Source organism: Pseudomonas sp. S44, from assembly GCF_016624805.1.
Lineage (GTDB): Bacteria > Pseudomonadota > Gammaproteobacteria > Pseudomonadales > Pseudomonadaceae > Aquipseudomonas > Aquipseudomonas machongensis.
Window position 1 is genome coordinate 12,972 of sequence record NZ_JACVTY010000038.1, and the last position, 16,999, is coordinate 29,970.

At 59.8% G+C, this 16,999-nt stretch carries 14 protein-coding genes and 1 tRNA gene; 3 read left to right on the top strand and 12 right to left on the bottom strand.

The annotated features are described in order from the left end of the window. Positions 1–4: 4 nt before the first annotated feature. The 3 genes from IAE40_RS22425 to IAE40_RS22435 all read right to left on the bottom strand — a co-directional run bounded on the left by IAE40_RS22425 (position 5) and on the right by IAE40_RS22435 (position 5,343). The gene (locus IAE40_RS22425; RefSeq protein WP_200603889.1) at positions 5–1,243 is read right to left on the bottom strand and encodes a hypothetical protein; all 1,239 of its coding nucleotides are present in this window, start codon (positions 1,241–1,243) and stop codon (positions 5–7) included. Positions 1,244–1,357: 114 nt separating this feature from the next. After that, entirely contained in the window at positions 1,358–1,666 is a 309-nt protein-coding gene (locus IAE40_RS22430) for a DUF3077 domain-containing protein (protein WP_153772772.1), read from the bottom strand. Positions 1,667–1,944: 278 nt separating this feature from the next. Continuing rightward, on the bottom strand, positions 1,945–5,343 hold the full coding sequence (locus IAE40_RS22435; protein ID WP_200603890.1) for a type III effector HrpK domain-containing protein: 3,399 nt from the start codon (positions 5,341–5,343) through the stop codon (positions 1,945–1,947). Between the two features lie 261 nt (positions 5,344–5,604). Between IAE40_RS22435 and IAE40_RS22440 the strand changes: the two genes are divergently transcribed. Together IAE40_RS22440 and IAE40_RS22445 are read left to right on the top strand one after the other, a co-directional pair. Beyond that, the gene (locus tag IAE40_RS22440) at positions 5,605–6,300 is read left to right on the top strand and encodes a type 1 glutamine amidotransferase domain-containing protein (protein WP_200603891.1); all 696 of its coding nucleotides are present in this window, start codon (positions 5,605–5,607) and stop codon (positions 6,298–6,300) included. Between the two features lie 208 nt (positions 6,301–6,508). Next, complete coding sequence (locus tag IAE40_RS22445; RefSeq protein ID WP_200603892.1) at positions 6,509–7,672, top strand: AAA family ATPase; 1,164 nt, start codon at positions 6,509–6,511, stop codon at positions 7,670–7,672. Positions 7,673–7,684: 12 nt separating this feature from the next. Here IAE40_RS22445 and IAE40_RS22450 read toward each other — a convergent pair whose 3' ends face one another. From IAE40_RS22450 to IAE40_RS22460, 3 genes are all read right to left on the bottom strand, one after another. Continuing rightward, positions 7,685–8,209, bottom strand: a complete 525-nt coding sequence (locus IAE40_RS22450; RefSeq protein ID WP_197891303.1) for a GNAT family N-acetyltransferase — start codon at positions 8,207–8,209, stop codon at positions 7,685–7,687. 105 nt (positions 8,210–8,314) lie between these two features. Next, positions 8,315–8,665: a hypothetical protein gene (locus IAE40_RS22455; RefSeq protein WP_200603893.1), complete on the bottom strand. Its 351-nt coding sequence runs from the start codon at positions 8,663–8,665 to the stop codon at positions 8,315–8,317. 1,377 nt (positions 8,666–10,042) lie between these two features. Then, positions 10,043–10,951, bottom strand: coding sequence for an NAD synthetase (locus IAE40_RS22460; RefSeq protein WP_200603894.1), 909 nt, complete (start codon positions 10,949–10,951; stop codon positions 10,043–10,045). 126 nt (positions 10,952–11,077) lie between these two features. Between IAE40_RS22460 and IAE40_RS22465 the strand changes: the two genes are divergently transcribed. Then, entirely contained in the window at positions 11,078–12,112 is a 1,035-nt protein-coding gene (locus IAE40_RS22465; protein WP_200603895.1) for an HNH endonuclease, read from the top strand. Between the two features lie 133 nt (positions 12,113–12,245). On the opposite strand, the gene IAE40_RS22470 is transcribed toward IAE40_RS22465, so the two are convergent. The 6 genes from IAE40_RS22470 to rplT all read right to left on the bottom strand — a co-directional run bounded on the left by IAE40_RS22470 (position 12,246) and on the right by rplT (position 16,975). Further along, positions 12,246–12,322 (bottom strand) — tRNA-Pro (locus IAE40_RS22470). A gap of 110 nt (positions 12,323–12,432) precedes the next feature. Beyond that, positions 12,433–12,789, bottom strand: a complete 357-nt coding sequence (locus tag IAE40_RS22475) for a MerR family transcriptional regulator (protein ID WP_054892048.1) — start codon at positions 12,787–12,789, stop codon at positions 12,433–12,435. Next, a complete protein-coding gene (gene ihfA, locus IAE40_RS22480) occupies positions 12,770–13,072 on the bottom strand; it encodes an integration host factor subunit alpha (RefSeq protein WP_003250679.1) in 303 nt (100 codons plus the stop codon). The genes IAE40_RS22475 and ihfA overlap by 20 nt, the downstream gene beginning before the upstream one ends. Positions 13,073–13,076: 4 nt before the next feature. After that, the gene (gene pheT / locus IAE40_RS22485; protein WP_200603896.1) at positions 13,077–15,458 is read right to left on the bottom strand and encodes a phenylalanine--tRNA ligase subunit beta; all 2,382 of its coding nucleotides are present in this window, start codon (positions 15,456–15,458) and stop codon (positions 13,077–13,079) included. Positions 15,459–15,491: 33 nt separating this feature from the next. Beyond that, complete coding sequence (pheS, locus tag IAE40_RS22490; protein ID WP_054892050.1) at positions 15,492–16,508, bottom strand: phenylalanine--tRNA ligase subunit alpha; 1,017 nt, start codon at positions 16,506–16,508, stop codon at positions 15,492–15,494. 110 nt (positions 16,509–16,618) lie between these two features. Continuing rightward, positions 16,619–16,975 (bottom strand): 50S ribosomal protein L20, encoded by a 357-nt coding sequence (rplT, locus tag IAE40_RS22495; protein WP_003250671.1) that lies wholly within the window; start codon positions 16,973–16,975, stop codon positions 16,619–16,621. Between the last annotated feature and the right edge of the window lie 24 nt (positions 16,976–16,999).

The following is a 16,999-nucleotide window of genomic DNA, read 5'->3' on the forward strand; positions in this document are numbered from 1 at the left end:
ATGCCTAGCGCTTGTCCTGCAACATTTGCCCACGTATTTGCTCCCAGCCCATTTGCCGGTCCGCCGCCTCTTGCCAATGCGCCCGTTGCGGCTCGCGCTGCACGATTGGCAACAGCAGCGGCGGCAAGCGCTCCACCTGGCTGCTGCGGGTGAAGATGCACAGGCGGGTGTAGTCAGGCAGTTGGTGGAGCTTGGCCCCGAGCAGGCTGTGTGGGCACAACAGCAGCAGGTCGCCGAACGCGAACAACTGGTAGGCCCTGACCTGCACCTTGCCATCGTGACGCAGACGGCTGTGCCAGAGCAGCGGATCGATATCGGCCAGTGTCACCTGGCGATCGAACACGTAGCGCTGGGAGAAGCCCTGGCGCACTTCCAGGCTGCCGGCCACCGAATAGGTGATGCTCGACATCGCGCCCTTGGCGGTGGTGAGGAAGATCACGAAGAACAGCAAGGCGCCGCCGATGCCCGCGGCGACTTTGCGGTAGATATCGCCTTTGAACACGAAGTACAACATCGAAGGCAGCAGGCTCATCAGCAGCGTGAACAGTGAAAAGCCTGCCACGAACGATACCGCCGCCTCGTTATCCCGCCCGACGTAAGTGTCGATGATCAACAGCATCGACAACGAGCTGGCGATGACGGCGAACACCAGGGTGAACGACAGGAATATCCCAAGAAACCAGCGATCGGCCTTGCCCTTGTTCTTCGGCGCCGCGAGAACGAACAACGACCTGAACGACCGGGAGAAGAACAACGCGGCAAACGCCAGCAAGGTGGCTGCCGAGATCAACAGCATGGCAACGCCGGGGCTGAGCATTCGGTGGTAGAAGAAGCCCAGGACGATGAAGGCGGCGTAGCCCACCGCCAACGGAATCACCAGCCACAGCGCGACATGGCGGGTGAGCCAGCGCACCCTGCCGAACAGCGATACCGCCGTGCCGTAGAGCCACGACGAGCCCATCAGGATGATCAGGTGCGAGAACATCACCGCGACGACCACGAACATCCAGGCGGCGAGTGACGACTTGGAATCCAGCGCCGACATGAACAGGTCGGCGCGACCGATGGCCCGGGTGTAGATGTACAGGCTCACGCTGCCGAGGAAGGTCCCGAGGAACACCAGCGTCACGGTGAACGGCGTCCAGTGCGTCAGCACCCGCTTGAGGTTCTTGCGAAACACCTGGGCGAAGGTCGGGCGCACGCGGCGCACCCGGGGTGTAGCGGATTGCGAGGTCCTGCTCATTTCGAGGCCTGTCCATGGTCTGCAACTACGAGGCCCGGGAATCTATCACGCTTGCCCGCGTGAATCCCGGTGTCTGCTTGCCGATGCGTCCTGCATCAAGGGCTTGCGGTATCGCTAGGACCCCTCCTCGACCGGCGCCTCACCGCGTACGATGGTCAGTTGGCCGTCGATCATCGCCTTGCTCATGCCGCACAGGTAATGGGTGGCGCGCATGAGCGGTTCGGCATCCTGTGGTTTGTCGATGGCTCGTCGGGTGAGTTCGGTCACGCAGCCGAGCAGCGTGGAAATTTCCATCAGCGTTTCCTTCGGCGGCAGCCCGGGTATTGCCTGGACCCAGGCCATGCGTGGCTCGCGGCGGATACGTGCGGGTGCGCTGACCAGTTTCAGGCTCCCGCGCTCATTCGATTGGTCGTCGTTGTCCATGGCTCCCCCAGCGTTGGTTGAAAAGCGCCCGTCGCACACCCTCGCCCGTGTTCCAGCCCGACCCACGCGAACCTGGCGTGTGTCTCTGCCCGTCGGCTGAAAACGCGGTGACGATGTGCGACCGGCCCCGGGAGAGTAGAAGCGCGGACGGCGCCACACAACGGCAAAACCCGGGGAAATGGTATCCCCGGAAATGCCCTACGACGTATTAGGAAGGTTCGCGAAATAGCCCCTAGGTCGGTCGCAACCCGCAGGCATGTGCCGACCACGGCGCGTCATCAGGAAGTCCACTCCTCACCACCCGGCCAGTCTTCGGTGGGGATATCGGCCAAGGTGCCATCCTTGATCCCGTCGATGCCGTAGCGCTCGATCGAATCGCCCAGCAACGAGCCGAACTTGTCTGACTTGACCTGCTCCTGCCCTTCCTTGACCAGGCCCGGGATGATCGCCGCCAGCACCGCCACGCCCGCGCCGAGGAAACCCAGCACCCCGGCCGTGGCCGCCAGGCCCGGAAGGAAGCGTGGCAGGTTGGCGCCGAGCAGGCCGAGGCCGCCCTCCACCGCCGAGGCACTGCCCGCCAGCACGCCCAGCGAGCCGGCAGTGATGCCGAAGCCACCGGCCAGCTTGTCGCCACGACGCAGCGCGTTCACACCATCGAAGATGCCATAGGCCCCGGCCACGATACCGGCCAGCCCGCCGATGCCTTTGGCAGCTTCCTCGAAGTTCTTCGCCACCACCTTGGCGTGCTTGCCATCCTTGACGTTGGCCTTGACCTCATCGAGCAGGTCGAGCATCACCTTGCCGTCCTTCATGTCGGTCAGCGTCTGCTCACCGTTCTTGATCGCCTTGGTCAAGTGCTCCTGGTAACCCTTGGAACCGCCCTCGATCAAGACCGTGGTGGTCTGCACCGACCCGGTGGTGATGTCGACGATGTTGCGATCGGTGAGCTTGCCGCCGCTCTGCGCGCCGCGGGCGATGGTGACACCTGCCAGGAACAGCCCGCTCACCCCGTGCAGCACGCCGCTGCCGTAAGCGCCCTTGGCGTTGCCGTTGGGGTCGAAGTCCGACAGCTTGCCCATCTTGTCCAGGGCCTTGGTGCCCTGGCGGAACAGGTCCCAATTGCCACGGAAGCCCGCCAGCACCTGGTCGGTGGTGGCCACGGTGCCGTCCTGGTTGAGCAACAGCTCGGGGCTTTCGTCGCGCATCTGGTCGATCAGCTTGCGCACCTTGTCCTCGTCCAGCTCTTCGCCACCGTCCTTGCCGAACGCGGTCTTGAGGTCGTCGAAGCTGGCGTCCTTGAACAAATTCTCCTGGGTGATGGTCGAGAAGTTGTCGTTGAGCTGCTTGTCATACTCGGCGGTGAACTGCGGGTCGAGTGCCGAGTTGTAGAGCGCCACCTCAAGGCTGAACTCCGAGGCGGCCTGCTCGGGCGAGTTGTCCTTGAGCAGTTCGCGCATGCGTTCGCCGGTGGCCAGCTGATCCTTGTAGAAGGTCTTGAAATCTTCATTGTGCGACGACTTGCCGACCGCGCCCTGGATCGCCTTGGCGTCGTCGATACCGAGGATCGACTGCAGGCTGGTGGCGGTGGCATAGAAGCTGGCCAGCGCAGTGTGCTGGTCGGTCTTGCCATCCTTGGTGTTGGCGTCCCAGGCAGCGTCCAGCGCCTTGCCAGACTTGACCTCGTCTTCGTAGGTCTTGCTGACGGCGTCCTTGAGCCCCGGGTTTTCCTCGAACAGCGTCTTCACCGCCTCATCGCCCGCGCTCTTGAGATAGTCGGCGGTTTCCTTGTCGTTCTGCAGGATGGCCATATGGTCGTTGATGTCTTCCAGCAGCTTTTGCGGCTCCCAGATCGCACCGGAACGGTTGGCAATGGCGACCTTGCCGTAGTCGCTGTTCCACACCCCGGCATTGGCGCCATCGACCACCAGTTTCTGCGCCTCCTGCAGATCCAGCAGTACGGCGGCCTTTTCCTCGGCGCTGTACTTTTCCGGGTGGGCGAAGACATCCTCGCCCAGCTTGCGGGTGTCGACCTTGCCGGTGACATTGCCGGCGGCGACATCGGTGATCAGGCTGGCCAGCCCTTGGGCATCGGTGGGTGAGCCGCTCTTCAGCCAGGTCTGCACGTCCTCGCGGCTGACCTTGCCATCGGGCTTGTCGCCGATGTTGTTGCTGGCGGTATCGACCTTGCGGAACGCACCTGGCTGGGCGAAGAAGTTCAGCGCTTCTTGCTCCTGCTTGCTCAGTTGCGGATTCTGCTTGAGGTAGTCCTTGATGTTGTCTGCGGTGACCGCACCGTCGGCGCCAGTCTTGCCGCGGATCGAGTCGTACTTGGCATCGAAGATCGCGCCATATTGGGCGATCTGCCTGGAGCCCGCGTCAGCGTCCGGGTTGGTCTTGAGGAACTCCTTGTAGCTGCCGATCTCATCGTTGGCCGGCGGCTTGGCCAGCGACTCGAAGCCGAACTTGCCGAAGTCCTGCAGGCGCCCGGCCTCGGTGCCGTGACGCGCCTCGCCGCTCTTGGTGAAGCCATCGACACTGCTGTTGGCCACATCCTTGCCGGTGAGCGCCTTGCCGTCCCCGTCATAGCCCACCACTCGGTCGAGCACCTGGCTGGCCCGGAAGGCGGCGTTGGGATCCTTGTCGAAATCGCCGACCTGCTCCTTCAGCGCATACTTCACCCCGCTCTGGTTGCCAAGATTCTTGAGCAGCGGGTTGTCATCGATGATGTCCTGCGCCGAACGCTTGTCGTCCTCGGGCAGCTCCCAGACGATACCGGCCTTTTCCGCCGCCTCGCGACGCTTGTCATCCTTGCCGACGTCGTCGACATGCTGCAGCTCGCCCTTGAGGCTTTCGAACCCGTACTTGCCAAAATCCTGCAGGCGCCCGGCTTCGGTGCCATGCCTGGCATCGCCGCCCTTGGTGAAACCGTCGATGCTGGTGTTGTCGACATCCTTGCCGGCCAGGCGCTCGCCGTTCTCGTCGTAGCGCACCACGTGGTCCAGCACCTGGGTCGCGCGGTAGGCCGCATCGGCATCGTGCTCGAAGTCGCCGACCTGCTCCTTGAGCATGTCCTTGACCCCGCTCTGGTTACCCAGGTTCTTGAGCAGTGGGCTGTCGTCGATGATCTGCTGCGCCGAGCGCTCATCGCCTTCGGGGCGCTCCCAACGGATACCCGCCGCCTCCGCCTTGCTGCGTGCCTCGGGGTCGTCGTTGGCCGCCTCGATGTGCTTGAGCTCACCCTTGAGGTTTTCCCAGCCGTACTTGCCAAAGTCCTGCAGGCGCCCGGCCTCGGTGCCGTGCTTGGCATCACCACCCTTGGTGAAACCATCGACCTTGCCGTTGTCGATATCACCTCCGACCAGCCGCGAGCCGCCCTCGTCGAAGCGTTCGATGTGGTCCAGTACCTGGGTGGCGCGGTAGGCCGCATCGGCGTCGTGCTCGAAATCTCCGACCCGCTCGCGCAGCTTGTCCTTCACCCCACTCTGGTTGCCAAGGTTCTTCAACAGCGGACTGTCGTCGATGATTTCCTGGGCCGAACGGTTGTCGTCCTTCGGGCGCTGCCATTCGATGCCGGCGTCCTTGGCCTTGGCACGATCGACCGCATCGCCCCACTCGGCACTGGCGTCCTTTTTGGTGAGCGTCTTGATATCGGGGGCGTTGGTGACCGGAGCTGACATGCGCGTTCTCCCTGAAGGTGGCTGCCGGGTTGGCGGGCCCGAAGTGTGTGAGTGCAGGGAAAAGCAGCGAGATGACTGAACGATGACAGCCGTGCTGGCGATCAGCCGCTTTTCGCAGCTGCACGCCCGTGATCATTGGGCGGATCGCGCCTGTGAAACGTTGTGAAAATCATCCAATGGAACATCTGTCGGTCTTGGGCCTCCCACACTAACGCAGGGCGAAAGGCGCGCTGCCCATGAAGATCCGGAGGCTTGTCCTGTATGAAAAAGATCCTGATGGTGCTGACATCCCACGACCAGCTCGGTGACACCGGCAAGAAAACCGGCTTCTGGCTGGAAGAGTTTGCCGCCCCTTACTACGTGTTCAGCGACGCCGGCGCCCAGATCACCCTCGCCTCCCCCAAAGGCGGCCAGCCACCGCTGGACCCGAAGAGCGACGAACCCGACGCCCAGACCGACGCCACGCGCCGCTTCCAGCAAGACACCAAGGCACAGACGGCCCTGGCCGACACGATTCCGTTGGGAGAGATCGACCCTTACAACTTCGACGCCGTGTTCTATCCAGGTGGTCATGGGCCGTTGTGGGACCTGGCCGAGGACAAGGATTCGATCACCCTGCTCGAATCCCTGTACGCCTCGAACAAACCCATTGGTGCGGTTTGCCATGCACCGGGGGTGTTCAAGCACGTAAAGGCAGCCGATGGCCAGCCGGTTGTGAAAGGCAAGCGCGTCACCGGTTTCACAAACAGTGAGGAAGAGGCTGTCAGGTTGACCGATGTGGTGCCGTTTCTGGTGGAGGACATGCTCAAGGTCAACGGCGGTGAGTACTCCAAGGCAGCCGATTGGGCGAGCTACGTGGTCGAGGATGGCAACCTGATTACCGGCCAGAATCCGGCGTCGTCCGAGGCGGCGGCGCACGCGTTGCTCAAACGTCTGGCGCACGAACCAGGCGCTTGAGACGAATGGCACAGGCGTTGCCCGCTCCCTCAGATGCACGATGTCTGTAGGAGCGGGCTCGTCCCGCGATCACCGGCAAAGCCGGTGCCATCCCCATCACCGATACAGACGGACTCACATCACCAACCAACCCCGAGCACCCGGCGGCTGGCAACCCCACCCAGCATCGTTGACAATCGCCCCACATGCCCAAGCCAGGACGCCCCGCGTGCTCACCACCCTCGCCATCGGCAACTACCGCTCGATCAAGCACCTCGTCATGCCGCTAGGCCAGCTCAACCTGGTGACCGGCGCAAACGGCAGCGGCAAATCCAACCTGTACAAAGCCCTGCGCCTACTGGCTGAAACCGCCCAAGGCGGCGTGATCGAAGCCCTCGCCCGCGAAGGCGGCCTGGACTCGACCTGGTGGGCCGGCCCGGAAACCAGCGCCCGCATGAAGCGCGGTGAAGTGCCCATCCAAGGCCAGCACCCGACCGACGTCAGACGCCTGCGCCTGGGCTTCGCCACCGAAGACTTCGGCTTCGCCATCTCCCTCGGCCTGCCCATCCCGTTGCCCTACCCGAGCGCATTCATGCTCGACCCCGAGATCAAGTGCGAAGCGATCTGGGGCGCCGGCGCCTACCGCCCCTCCTCCCTGCTGGTCGAGCGCAAGAACGCCCTGGTACGTGCCCGCGAAGGCACCAGCTGGTCCGTACTCGACCAGCATGCCGACAGCAGCGAAAGCTTCTTCAACATCGTCGGCCGCCCCCGCCAGGCCCCGGAGATCGGCGAGCTGCGCGCGTTCATCAACAGCTGGCGTTTCTACGATCACTTCCGCATCGATCGCGACGCCCCCTGCCGCCAGCCGCAGCTCGGCACCCGCTCGCCCGTACTGCACCACGACGGCCGCAACCTCGCCTCGGCACTGCAGACCATCATCGAAATTGGCGACGTCGAAGATCTGGTTGCCGCGCTGGATGACGCATTTCCCGGCAGCCGCCTGGAGATCGATGCACCACCCGGCGGGCTGTTCAGCGTAAGGCTTTATCAGCACGGGCTGCTGCGGCCCCTGGGCGGGACGGAGCTTTCGGACGGCACCTTGCGTTATCTGTTGCTGATGGCCGCCCTGCTGACGCCCCGACCACCGTCACTGATGGTGCTTAACGAACCGGAAACCAGCCTGCATGCCGACCTGCTGCCAGCGCTGGCGCGCTTGATCATCCGCGCGTCGCAGCGTAGCCAGGTGTGGGTGGTGTCGCACAGCAGGCCGCTGATCGACGCGCTGACGGCGTGTGAAGGGTGCAATGTGCTGGAGCTTGAGAAGGATCAGGGACAGACGCAGTTGCGCGGGGTCGGGTTGCTGGATGAGCCGTTGTGGCGGTGGGTGGACTGAGCCTTCGAGGCATCACCGTTCGCCCGCTCTCCAGACCATCGCACACCTGCTTCCCACGGGAAATCCGTGTTCATACTCTTCATTCAACAGTGTTGACAGCCTTTCATCGACGTATTGGTCGGATTCAATCTGAAAACCGAGACGAGAGTAGAATGGAGCATTCCACGGTACGTGTTTGAAGGTTGTGAGAGTCAGCGCATGCAGCCCACTGATCTCAACATAAGCCTGCGCCGCTTGAACGAGTTGTCGCCCTATGCCCTGCCCTTGCAGCGTGTGTCGAACGGAAAGTTCATAGATATGAAGGTCTCTACCGTAGATATCGGCACTGAGAAATCCTTGCGGGCGATTTTCAGCATCGATGGCCACCCAGCACGTCGAGCGCTCGATGAGCTCAAGATGCCGTTCAACGGGCATAGGAGGAGAATCAGCGAGCCAGCTTAACCCTTCAAGTGCACGAAAGGCTTGCGCGGCAGAACGCTCGATTGAGAGTAAGAGGCTCGCATCCTCAGGCACAGCAACGCGGACAGTCGTAAACATAGCTACCCGAAATCTGGATCGCTGGATGAAAGCCTGGAGCCCCCTAGTATCAGCAAGGCTTTGACCATTTGTTGCGCCGCTTCGGAAGTGGCGCTGCCACTGGCGTTAGCATTCGATGCCAACGATCCATTGGGTCTTGGCCGCATTGCTGCGGTCCAGATCAGGGCGCCGCACGGCAGGCTGGGTACAGCCGCGCGGTACGATGTACGGCTGGGCGACCGCAGCCGCTTCGGCGAGCTCCATCGGCTTGCCATCGTCACGTTCGACGGTGATGAAAAACGGCTGGTAGAACGGAATGATGTAGGCATCGAGGGTATAGCGCGCACCATTGGCCTCAAGGTTGGCGTGGTACTCATCGAAACGGGTCAGGCGACTGGTGTCGAGCTTGTCCTGCACCGCGCAACCGACCATGAAAAGCCCGAGCAAGGCACCGGTGCACAGTGACATCGTGTTCATTACAACTCCTTTTGAGGTTAATCCGGATGGGCGCGCCGGGACATTAAAGGCGTGCGTGGTGGTCGTCAAGCGAGCGGCACTACTTGAGCGGCGGCATGATGCGGATCACGGTCACCGCGCTAAAAAAGGACTAAGAGAAGATGAAGCGCAAACCCAAGCGCGTTTGCTTGCGCTTACCGGCGTACTCGAAATGGGAAAAGCTCATCTTACTCACGGGCAAGGCTTGTTGAGCTAGCTGAACAGAGGGCTATTTGAGCACAGGTCAGACCGGCCGATGCTGAGACTCAACCGGAGAATCCTTAACGAAAGGCGTCCGTCCTTCGAGTCACTGCCGTTCGTGCTTTCGCATGCGTTGCGATGAAGCTTTGCGTTTAATCTTGTGGCCTAACGAAGTGATCCGGTACTGAATCCGCCGACGCCGTAGTACTGCCAATTTCAGACAAAAAACCCTGTAGTGCCGAGTACTCATAAGCCAGAGAGCCCCTAGGGCCGGAAGCATGAACGCATGCTCGAACATCGCACCACCGTCTCGAACTCTAGTAACACATCCTATTGCGAAAAATAGCAATAACGCAGTGGCTAAGTAGCGAGCGGCGGCTGGACGCCCAAATGCCAATGCGAAAGTCGCAATACTCAGCAGGATTGATATAGCGATCATCCAGAAATACAGGGTCAGCACACTGATGGCCAACAACGCAGAAATCAGTTGGTATAACTGAACTACAGCCACACCTCCTGCCACTTGCGTAAAGCCGAAGACCACCACGAAGCAGGGTAAATAACGTCGTGCATAGGTAGTTCGCCATCGAAGGAAGATCATTCTTTCTCTACCTGCACAAGGCTGAAAGAGTTTGCCTGAATAGTCGAATCTAACGAAACACCACCACCTTTCAAGTTACCGTCGCTCGCTATTTCGTCTACGCCGTAACTCTCGCTTCGCCGATATCGAATGCACACGAGTCTCGTGTGCACGATGAATTCGAAAAACCACCATTTTCCGACAAAACCCTTGAAACCGATAAGTATTAACTAGGTAAAGGGACATAAGAACAGGAAAGGAGGCAATCAGATCCGGAAGCCTATGCTGACTGGTCATCAAGGTTATACCAGCGATAGCCAAACAAATTATTAGGCCACCGACCAAATAACGAAGCGCAGAAATGCGTCCATAAGAGAGGCCCACAATGAGGCCTCCCAAAAGTCCTGAAGCCACCATAATCGCAGCCACGACAGCCCCGATATTTAATGTAGCCACACGAGATATCAGCACCTCGAGCTGGACTACTGCCGTCGCATATGCCATCTCCGCAAAGACAGCCGCACACAAAAAGCAGGGCAAGTACCGTCGTGGATAAGTCAATCGCCATTGTGGAAACATTAGTCCTCTCCCACCTGGATTACACTGACCGCGAGCGCCCGAACCGACCCGCTCCCTGCTATGCCCAAAACACCGCCCAACGTTTCAAGCAACATGGCTTTAGTGGCTTGATTGAGCTCACGAGGTGTATACCGCTTTCGAACTTGCCCGTTCCTTTGTTTAAGCTTTAGCTGCTTGGCTGATAACGATGGATGCCGAAGCTTAAGAATCTCTATAGTCAATGAGCGTCGCTGCTGCCTGCTAAGCGGGCTAAGCAACCGATACCATGACGCCCCCGTAGCGGCTTTTCTGACCAAAATGGTCTTGATCGTGTTAAATGACGAGCCCACAACGGATAGCAACGACACAACATCCAGCAACTGCCCGAGCAGCGTAAACCAAAGTTGATCATCAAGGGTGTCATTCTTCGACGGTTCCGTTACCTCCCAATAGGTCCGAGCCACACCGAAACCACACTGACCTGTGCTAGCCATGACCCCAGCGGCTCCAATGGACGCGAGAAACATTGACGTTCCGCCAGAGAAGGGGGTCAGAGAACCACCCAAGATGAAAACAAACCCACTGATGATTACAGTTGAACACGCTACCCCCATGTTCAGAGCTTCGGTCAACACTTCCGATGGCCGCCCGCTCTCGTAAGTTTGTTCGACGTAGGCTTCGGCGGTGATGAGAGCACTCTGTTCTTGAAGCACGACCTTTAAAGGAGACGTCCTACAGAGTGGAAGGAACTCACGTAGAGTTAGTCTATTGTAGTCAATGTCGATATATACTACAGCAGCGCCCACAATCACCGGATCACGATCAATTGCGGCGTATAATTTCTGAAGATCGACAAGACTCTCAATGCGCTGCCGTAAAAAGTAGCTCGAAGGCTTGGCGCCTAGCTGACTGAGATCTGGGGAGCTCATGGGACATCCTGTTCCGATTGCGCAAACGCGCTGATGCGTGAAGCTCGCAACGTACGGAGTCAGTGCCCGTGAGTATGTCGGACGCTTCCGAAAATTCAGTTCAGCCGTCCTGGCTCACCCTGATATTTGCCACACAAAGAAAAAGCCGCTTCCTTCAAGGAAAACTCACTCGAGTGGATGAACTGGCAAAACGGCCCAACTCACCGTTATGCCATCAACGTGAACGGCACACTGTATCCAGTAAAGAAAATCATCTCTCTTGCGACTGGCGTTGCCGTGAACGACCTTCGAGGCGGTCATCCACTTAACAGGGTTCTACAGAAGCTACGCTTGCCAATTATCGAATCGTTGCCAGAGGGACGCACACCTGCGTTGCAGTTCAAGATAGGTGCTGTTTACGACCGCCCCACCGAGATTAACGGACCATTCGGCGGCAGCCTGCAAAACGGAATATCAGTATCAGCCTCCCACGCTACGATTTTTATATTCTCTGGCGAAAGTGGTAAGCAGTTCGGCTACGACGATGGCTGGAATGGCGGCGTATATTTTTATACCGGCCAGGGACAACGTGACGATATGGTACTCAAAGGCGGCAATCAAGCTATTGCTGAGCACGCACTGGATGGCCGTACTTTGCATCTCTTTGAGTCCCTCGGAAAAAGTAAAGGCTACAGATATGAGGGTAAATTTTCCTGTGCTGACATAATTGAAAAAACTTTACCTGACGTCACTGGCAAAGATCGTAAAGCACTAGTTTTTCGGTTGATGCCAGTCGGTCCTGCCCGAAGCGAGAATAATGAAGAGAGTATTGTTAATTTTGCAGACTCACTATCAACGGCACGACTAGCCGCACTAGCAGCATGCAAGCCCGCAATTGAGGACCCGAAAAAATCTGCACCGCGCACGCTCTTCCAGCGCAGCCATAAGGTCGCGCACTATGTAATGATGCGCGCAAGAGGTAAATGCGAGAGCTGTGGAGAACGAGCACCCTTCGTGAAAAAAGATGGCACGCCCTACTTGGAGCCGCATCATGTAAATAGACTCTCAGACAGCGGGCTAGACCATCCATGCTACGTTGGTGCTGTATGCCCTACGTGCCACCGAGAAATTCACTACAGGATGGACGGGGCAATACGAAACGATCTACTGAAAAATATTTGAGAGAGATAGAACCCCTATAGGCCTTCATACCTCCTCTCTTCGGGTATAAATTTTTGCATAGATGCCCAGCGTCTTCGACGCTATAACGAAAAAGCCCAGTCATCTCTGACTGGGCTTTTTCGTTTCAATATAATGGTCGGGACGGAGTGATTCGAACACTCGACCCCTTGCACCCCATGCAAGTGCGCTACCGGGCTGCGCTACGCCCCGACTGGGCTTGAAGCATGTTCTCGATACTGCTGAGAACGAAAAGAAATGTACCCTAACCTTTTGATTAATGGAAGCTTTTTTTCAAAAAAATCCATTCATCGCCAATCAGGTCACTTCTTCAACACCACCAGCACATCCTCCAACTCGGCAATCATCTGCCGAATCAGCTGCTTGTACTGGGTCGTGTCATCCTTGGCCTCATCACTGGACATGCGCAAGCGCGCACCGCCGATAGTGAAGCCCTGGTCATACAGCAAGGCGCGGATCTGGCGGATCATCAGCACATCTTGGCGCTGATAATAACGCCGGTTTCCGCGGCGCTTGACCGGGTTGAGCTGCGGGAATTCCTGCTCCCAGTAACGCAGCACGTGCGGTTTTACCGCACAGAGCTCACTGACTTCACCGATGGTGAAGTAGCGTTTGCCCGGAATGGGGGGCAGCTCGTCGTTATGGCTTGGTTCCAGCATAGGCCTCAACCCGGGCTTTCAGTTTCTGCCCTGGACGAAAGGTGACGACGCGCCGTGCGGTAATCGGGATCTCTTCCCCTGTCTTGGGGTTGCGGCCCGGCCGCTGGCGTTTGTCGCGAAGGTCGAAGTTGCCGAATCCGGACAACTTGACCTGCTCGTTCTCCTCAAGCGCGTGACGAATCTCCTCGAAAAACAACTCGACCAGTTCCTTGGCCTCGCGCTTGTTAAGCCCCAGCTCCTCGTACAGCCTTTCGGCCATCTCAGCTTTCGTCAGAGCACCCATGCCGTTATTTCCTTAACGTGGTGTTCAACCTTTGTTCGAGCGAGGTGAGGATATTTTGCAGGGTGGTGTTCACCTCATCGTCGTTAAGAGTGCGCGATGGATGCTGCCAGGTCAAGCCGACCGCGAGGCTTTTTCTATCAGGATCAATACCTTTACCCTGGTAGACATCAAACAGCCTGAGGTCTGTGAGCCATTCCCCTGCATTGTCACGAATTACTTCAAGCACGGCGCTCGACGCCACATCACGTCCTGCGATCAACGCCAGGTCACGACGGGTTTCAGGGAACTTGGACAGTTCGCTGAATTTCGGCAGACGACCTTCGACCACATCACCCAATACCAGCTCGAAGACGAACACCGGACGCTCCAGGCCGAGGGTCTTGGCCAGTTCCGGGTGGATGGCGCCCAGGTAGCCCACCTCCTTGCCGTCGCGCTCGATGCGGGCGGTCTGGCCAGGGTGCAGGGCTGGGTGCTTGCCTGCGCTGAAGCTGAAGTCGGCGAGCGCGCCGGAGTAGCCCAGCAGGGCTTCGACGTCGGCCTTCATGTCGAAGAAATCGACACTGTCACGGCCGTTGGCCCAGCCTTCCGGCAGGCGGCTGCCGGTGATCACGCCGGCGATCATCAATTGCTGCTTGAGGTCGCCCAACTGGCCGACGAAGCGCAGGCCGCTTTCGAACAGGCGCACGCGGTCTTGCTGGCGGTTGAGGTTGTGCTGCAGCGCCTTGACCAGGCCCGGCCACAGCGAGGCGCGCATCGCGGCCATGTCGCTGGAGATGGGGTTGGCCAGCATCAGCGGCTCGACGCCAGGGGTGAACAGCTCGAAAAGCTTGGGATCAATGAAGCTGTAGGTGATGGCTTCCTGGTAGCCGCGGGCGACCAGCAGGCGACGCAGGATCGGCAGTTCGCCGCGCGATTCCGAACGAGCCTTGGGGGCCAGGCGGGCTTGCGGGTAGCGAACCGGCAGATTGTTGTAGCCGTAAAGGCGCGCCAGCTCTTCGATCAGATCGACTTCGAGGCTGATGTCGAAGCGGTGGCTCGGGATCTCGACAGTCCACACCCCTGCCCCATTGGCGCTGGTTTTAAGCTCCAGGGCGTCGAGCAATTGTTCGATCTGGGCAGGGGCCATGTCCATGCCGAGCATCTGGCTGACGCGTTCGGCGCGTAGGGTGACCGGAGCAACCTTGGGTAGGTGCTGCTCGCTCACGGCTTCGACGATCGGGCCGGCTTCGCCGCCGACGATCTCGAGCACCAGGGCGGTAGCGCGCTCCATGGCTTCGCGGGCGAGTTGCGAGTCGACACCGCGCTCGTAACGGTGCGAGGCATCGGTGTGCAGGCCGTAGGAACGGGCCTTGCCAGCAACGGAAACGGGCTCGAAGAAGGCGCTCTCCAGGAACAGGTCGCGGGTCTTCTCGGTGTTGACACCACTGTGCTCGCCACCCATGACGCCGGCGATGGCCAGGGCGCGGGTGTGGTCGGCGATGACCAGGGTGTCGCTACGCAGGGCAACTTCCTGACCGTCGAGCAGGACGAGCTTCTCACCCTCCTCGGCCATGCGCACACGGATGCCGCCGTTGATTTCGGCGAGGTCGAAGGCATGCATCGGCTGGCCGAGTTCGAGCATCACATAGTTGGTGATATCGACGGCTGCGTCGATGCTGCGTACGTCGCTGCGACGCAGGCGCTCGACCATCCACAGCGGGGTCGGCTTGCTCAGGTCGACGTTGCGGATGACGCGTCCCAGGTAGCGTGGGCAGGCAGCGGGAGCGCTGACGTCCACCGGGCGCACTTCATCGTGGGCAGGTGCGACGGCCGGGACCACCGGGCGGGTAACCGGGACGTCGTACAGGGCGCTGACGTCACGCGCCAGGCCCGCCACCGACAGGCAGTCGCCGCGGTTGGGGGTCAGGCCGATTTCGATGCTGGCGTCGTCCAGGTTGAGGTACTGGCGGATGTCCTCACCCACCGGTGCGTCGGCTGCCAGCTCCAGCAGACCGTCGTTCTCTTCACTGATCTGCAGCTCGGCGGCCGAGCACAGCATGCCGAAGGATTCGACGCCACGCAGCTTGGCCTTCTTGATCTTGAAGTCGCCAGGCAGTTCGGCGCCGATCATGGCGAACGGGATCTTGATGCCGGGGCGCGCATTGGGAGCGCCGCACACCACCTGGAAGGTTTCCTGGCCGTTGCTGACCTGGCAGACGCGCAGCTTGTCTGCGTCCGGATGCTGCTCGGTGGCGAGGATCTCACCCACCACGATGCCGCTGAACTGGCCAGCCGCCGGGGTGACGCTGTCGACTTCCAGACCGGCCATGGACAGGCGGGCGACCAGTTCGTCACGGGAGACTTGCGGGTTTACCCAACCGCGCAGCCACTGTTCACTGAATTTCATGCTGTTCTCCTGAAGATTGCGTCGAGGTGTGGCCTAGCGGAATTGCGCCAGGAACCGCAGGTCGTTGTCGAAGAACAGACGCAAATCGTTGACGCCATAGCGCAGCATGGCCAAGCGCTCGACACCCATGCCGAAGGCGAAGCCGGAGAATTCTTCCGGGTCGATGCCGGACATGCGCAGCACGTTCGGGTGGACCATGCCGCATCCCATCACTTCCAGCCAGCCGGTCTGCTTGCACACGCGGCAGCCTTTGCCGGAGCACATCACGCACTCCATGTCGACTTCGGCGGACGGCTCGGTGAAAGGGAAGAACGACGGACGGAAACGCACCGCCAGCTCTTTCTCGAAGAACACCCGCAGGAACTCTTCGATGGTGCCCTTGAGGTCGGCGAAGTTGATGTCGCGGTCGACCAGCAGGCCTTCGATCTGGTGGAACATCGGCGAGTGGGTGATATCCGAGTCGCAGCGGTATACGCGACCCGGGCAGACAATGCGGATCGGCGGCTGGGTGCTTTCCATGGTCCGCACCTGAACGGGCGAAGTGTGGGTGCGCAGCAGCATGTTGGCATTGAAGTAGAAGGTGTCGTGCATCGCCCGGGCCGGGTGGTGGCCGGGGATGTTGAGCGCTTCGAAGTTGTGGTAGTCGTCTTCGACCTCAGGGCCTTCGGCGATGCCGTAGCCGATGTGGGTGAAGAACTGCTCGATGCGCTCGAGGGTACGGGTGATCGGGTGCAGGCCACCGGTGGCCTGGCCACGGCCTGGCAGGGTGACATCAATGCATTCGGCAGCCAGGCGAGCGTTCAGCTCAGCCTCTTCGAAGGCGGCCTTGCGTGCGTTGAGCACGTCAGTGACGCGTTCCTTGGCGTCGTTGATCAGCGCACCGACCTTGGGGCGCTCTTCGGCTGGCAGGTTGCCCAGGGTCTTCATCACCTGGGTCAGCTCGCCCTTCTTGCCGAGAAATTGGACCCGGATCTGTTCCAGGGTATTGATGTCTTCAGCGCGCTCCACGGCCTCGAGGGCTTGGGAGACCAGCGCGTCCAGGTTTTCCATGTACAGACTCCAGATACGAAAATAGGGGAAGAGCTTTGAAGGCTCTTCCCCTATCGATGACGTTTTACACCCGCCGACACAGAGCGCCAGCGGATGATTGTCGCGGGTACTTAAGCCAGGACGGCTTTAGCTTTCTCGACAATCGCAGCAAACGCCGCTTTTTCGTTCACTGCCAGGTCGGCCAGAACCTTGCGGTCGATTTCGATCGACGCCTTTTTCAGGCCAGCAATCAGACGGCTGTAGGACAGGCCGTTGGTGCGGGCACCGGCGTTGATACGAGCGATCCACAGAGCGCGGAACTGACGCTTCTTCTGGCGACGGTCGCGGTAGGCGTATTGGCCTGCCTTGATGACCGCTTGCTTGGCAACGCGGAATACGCGCGAGCGTGCACCGTAGTAGCCTTTAGCCAGTTTCAGAATTTTCTTGTGACGCTTACGAGCGATGACGCCACGCTTTACACGAGCCATGAGTAACTTCCTCTATCTTTGACC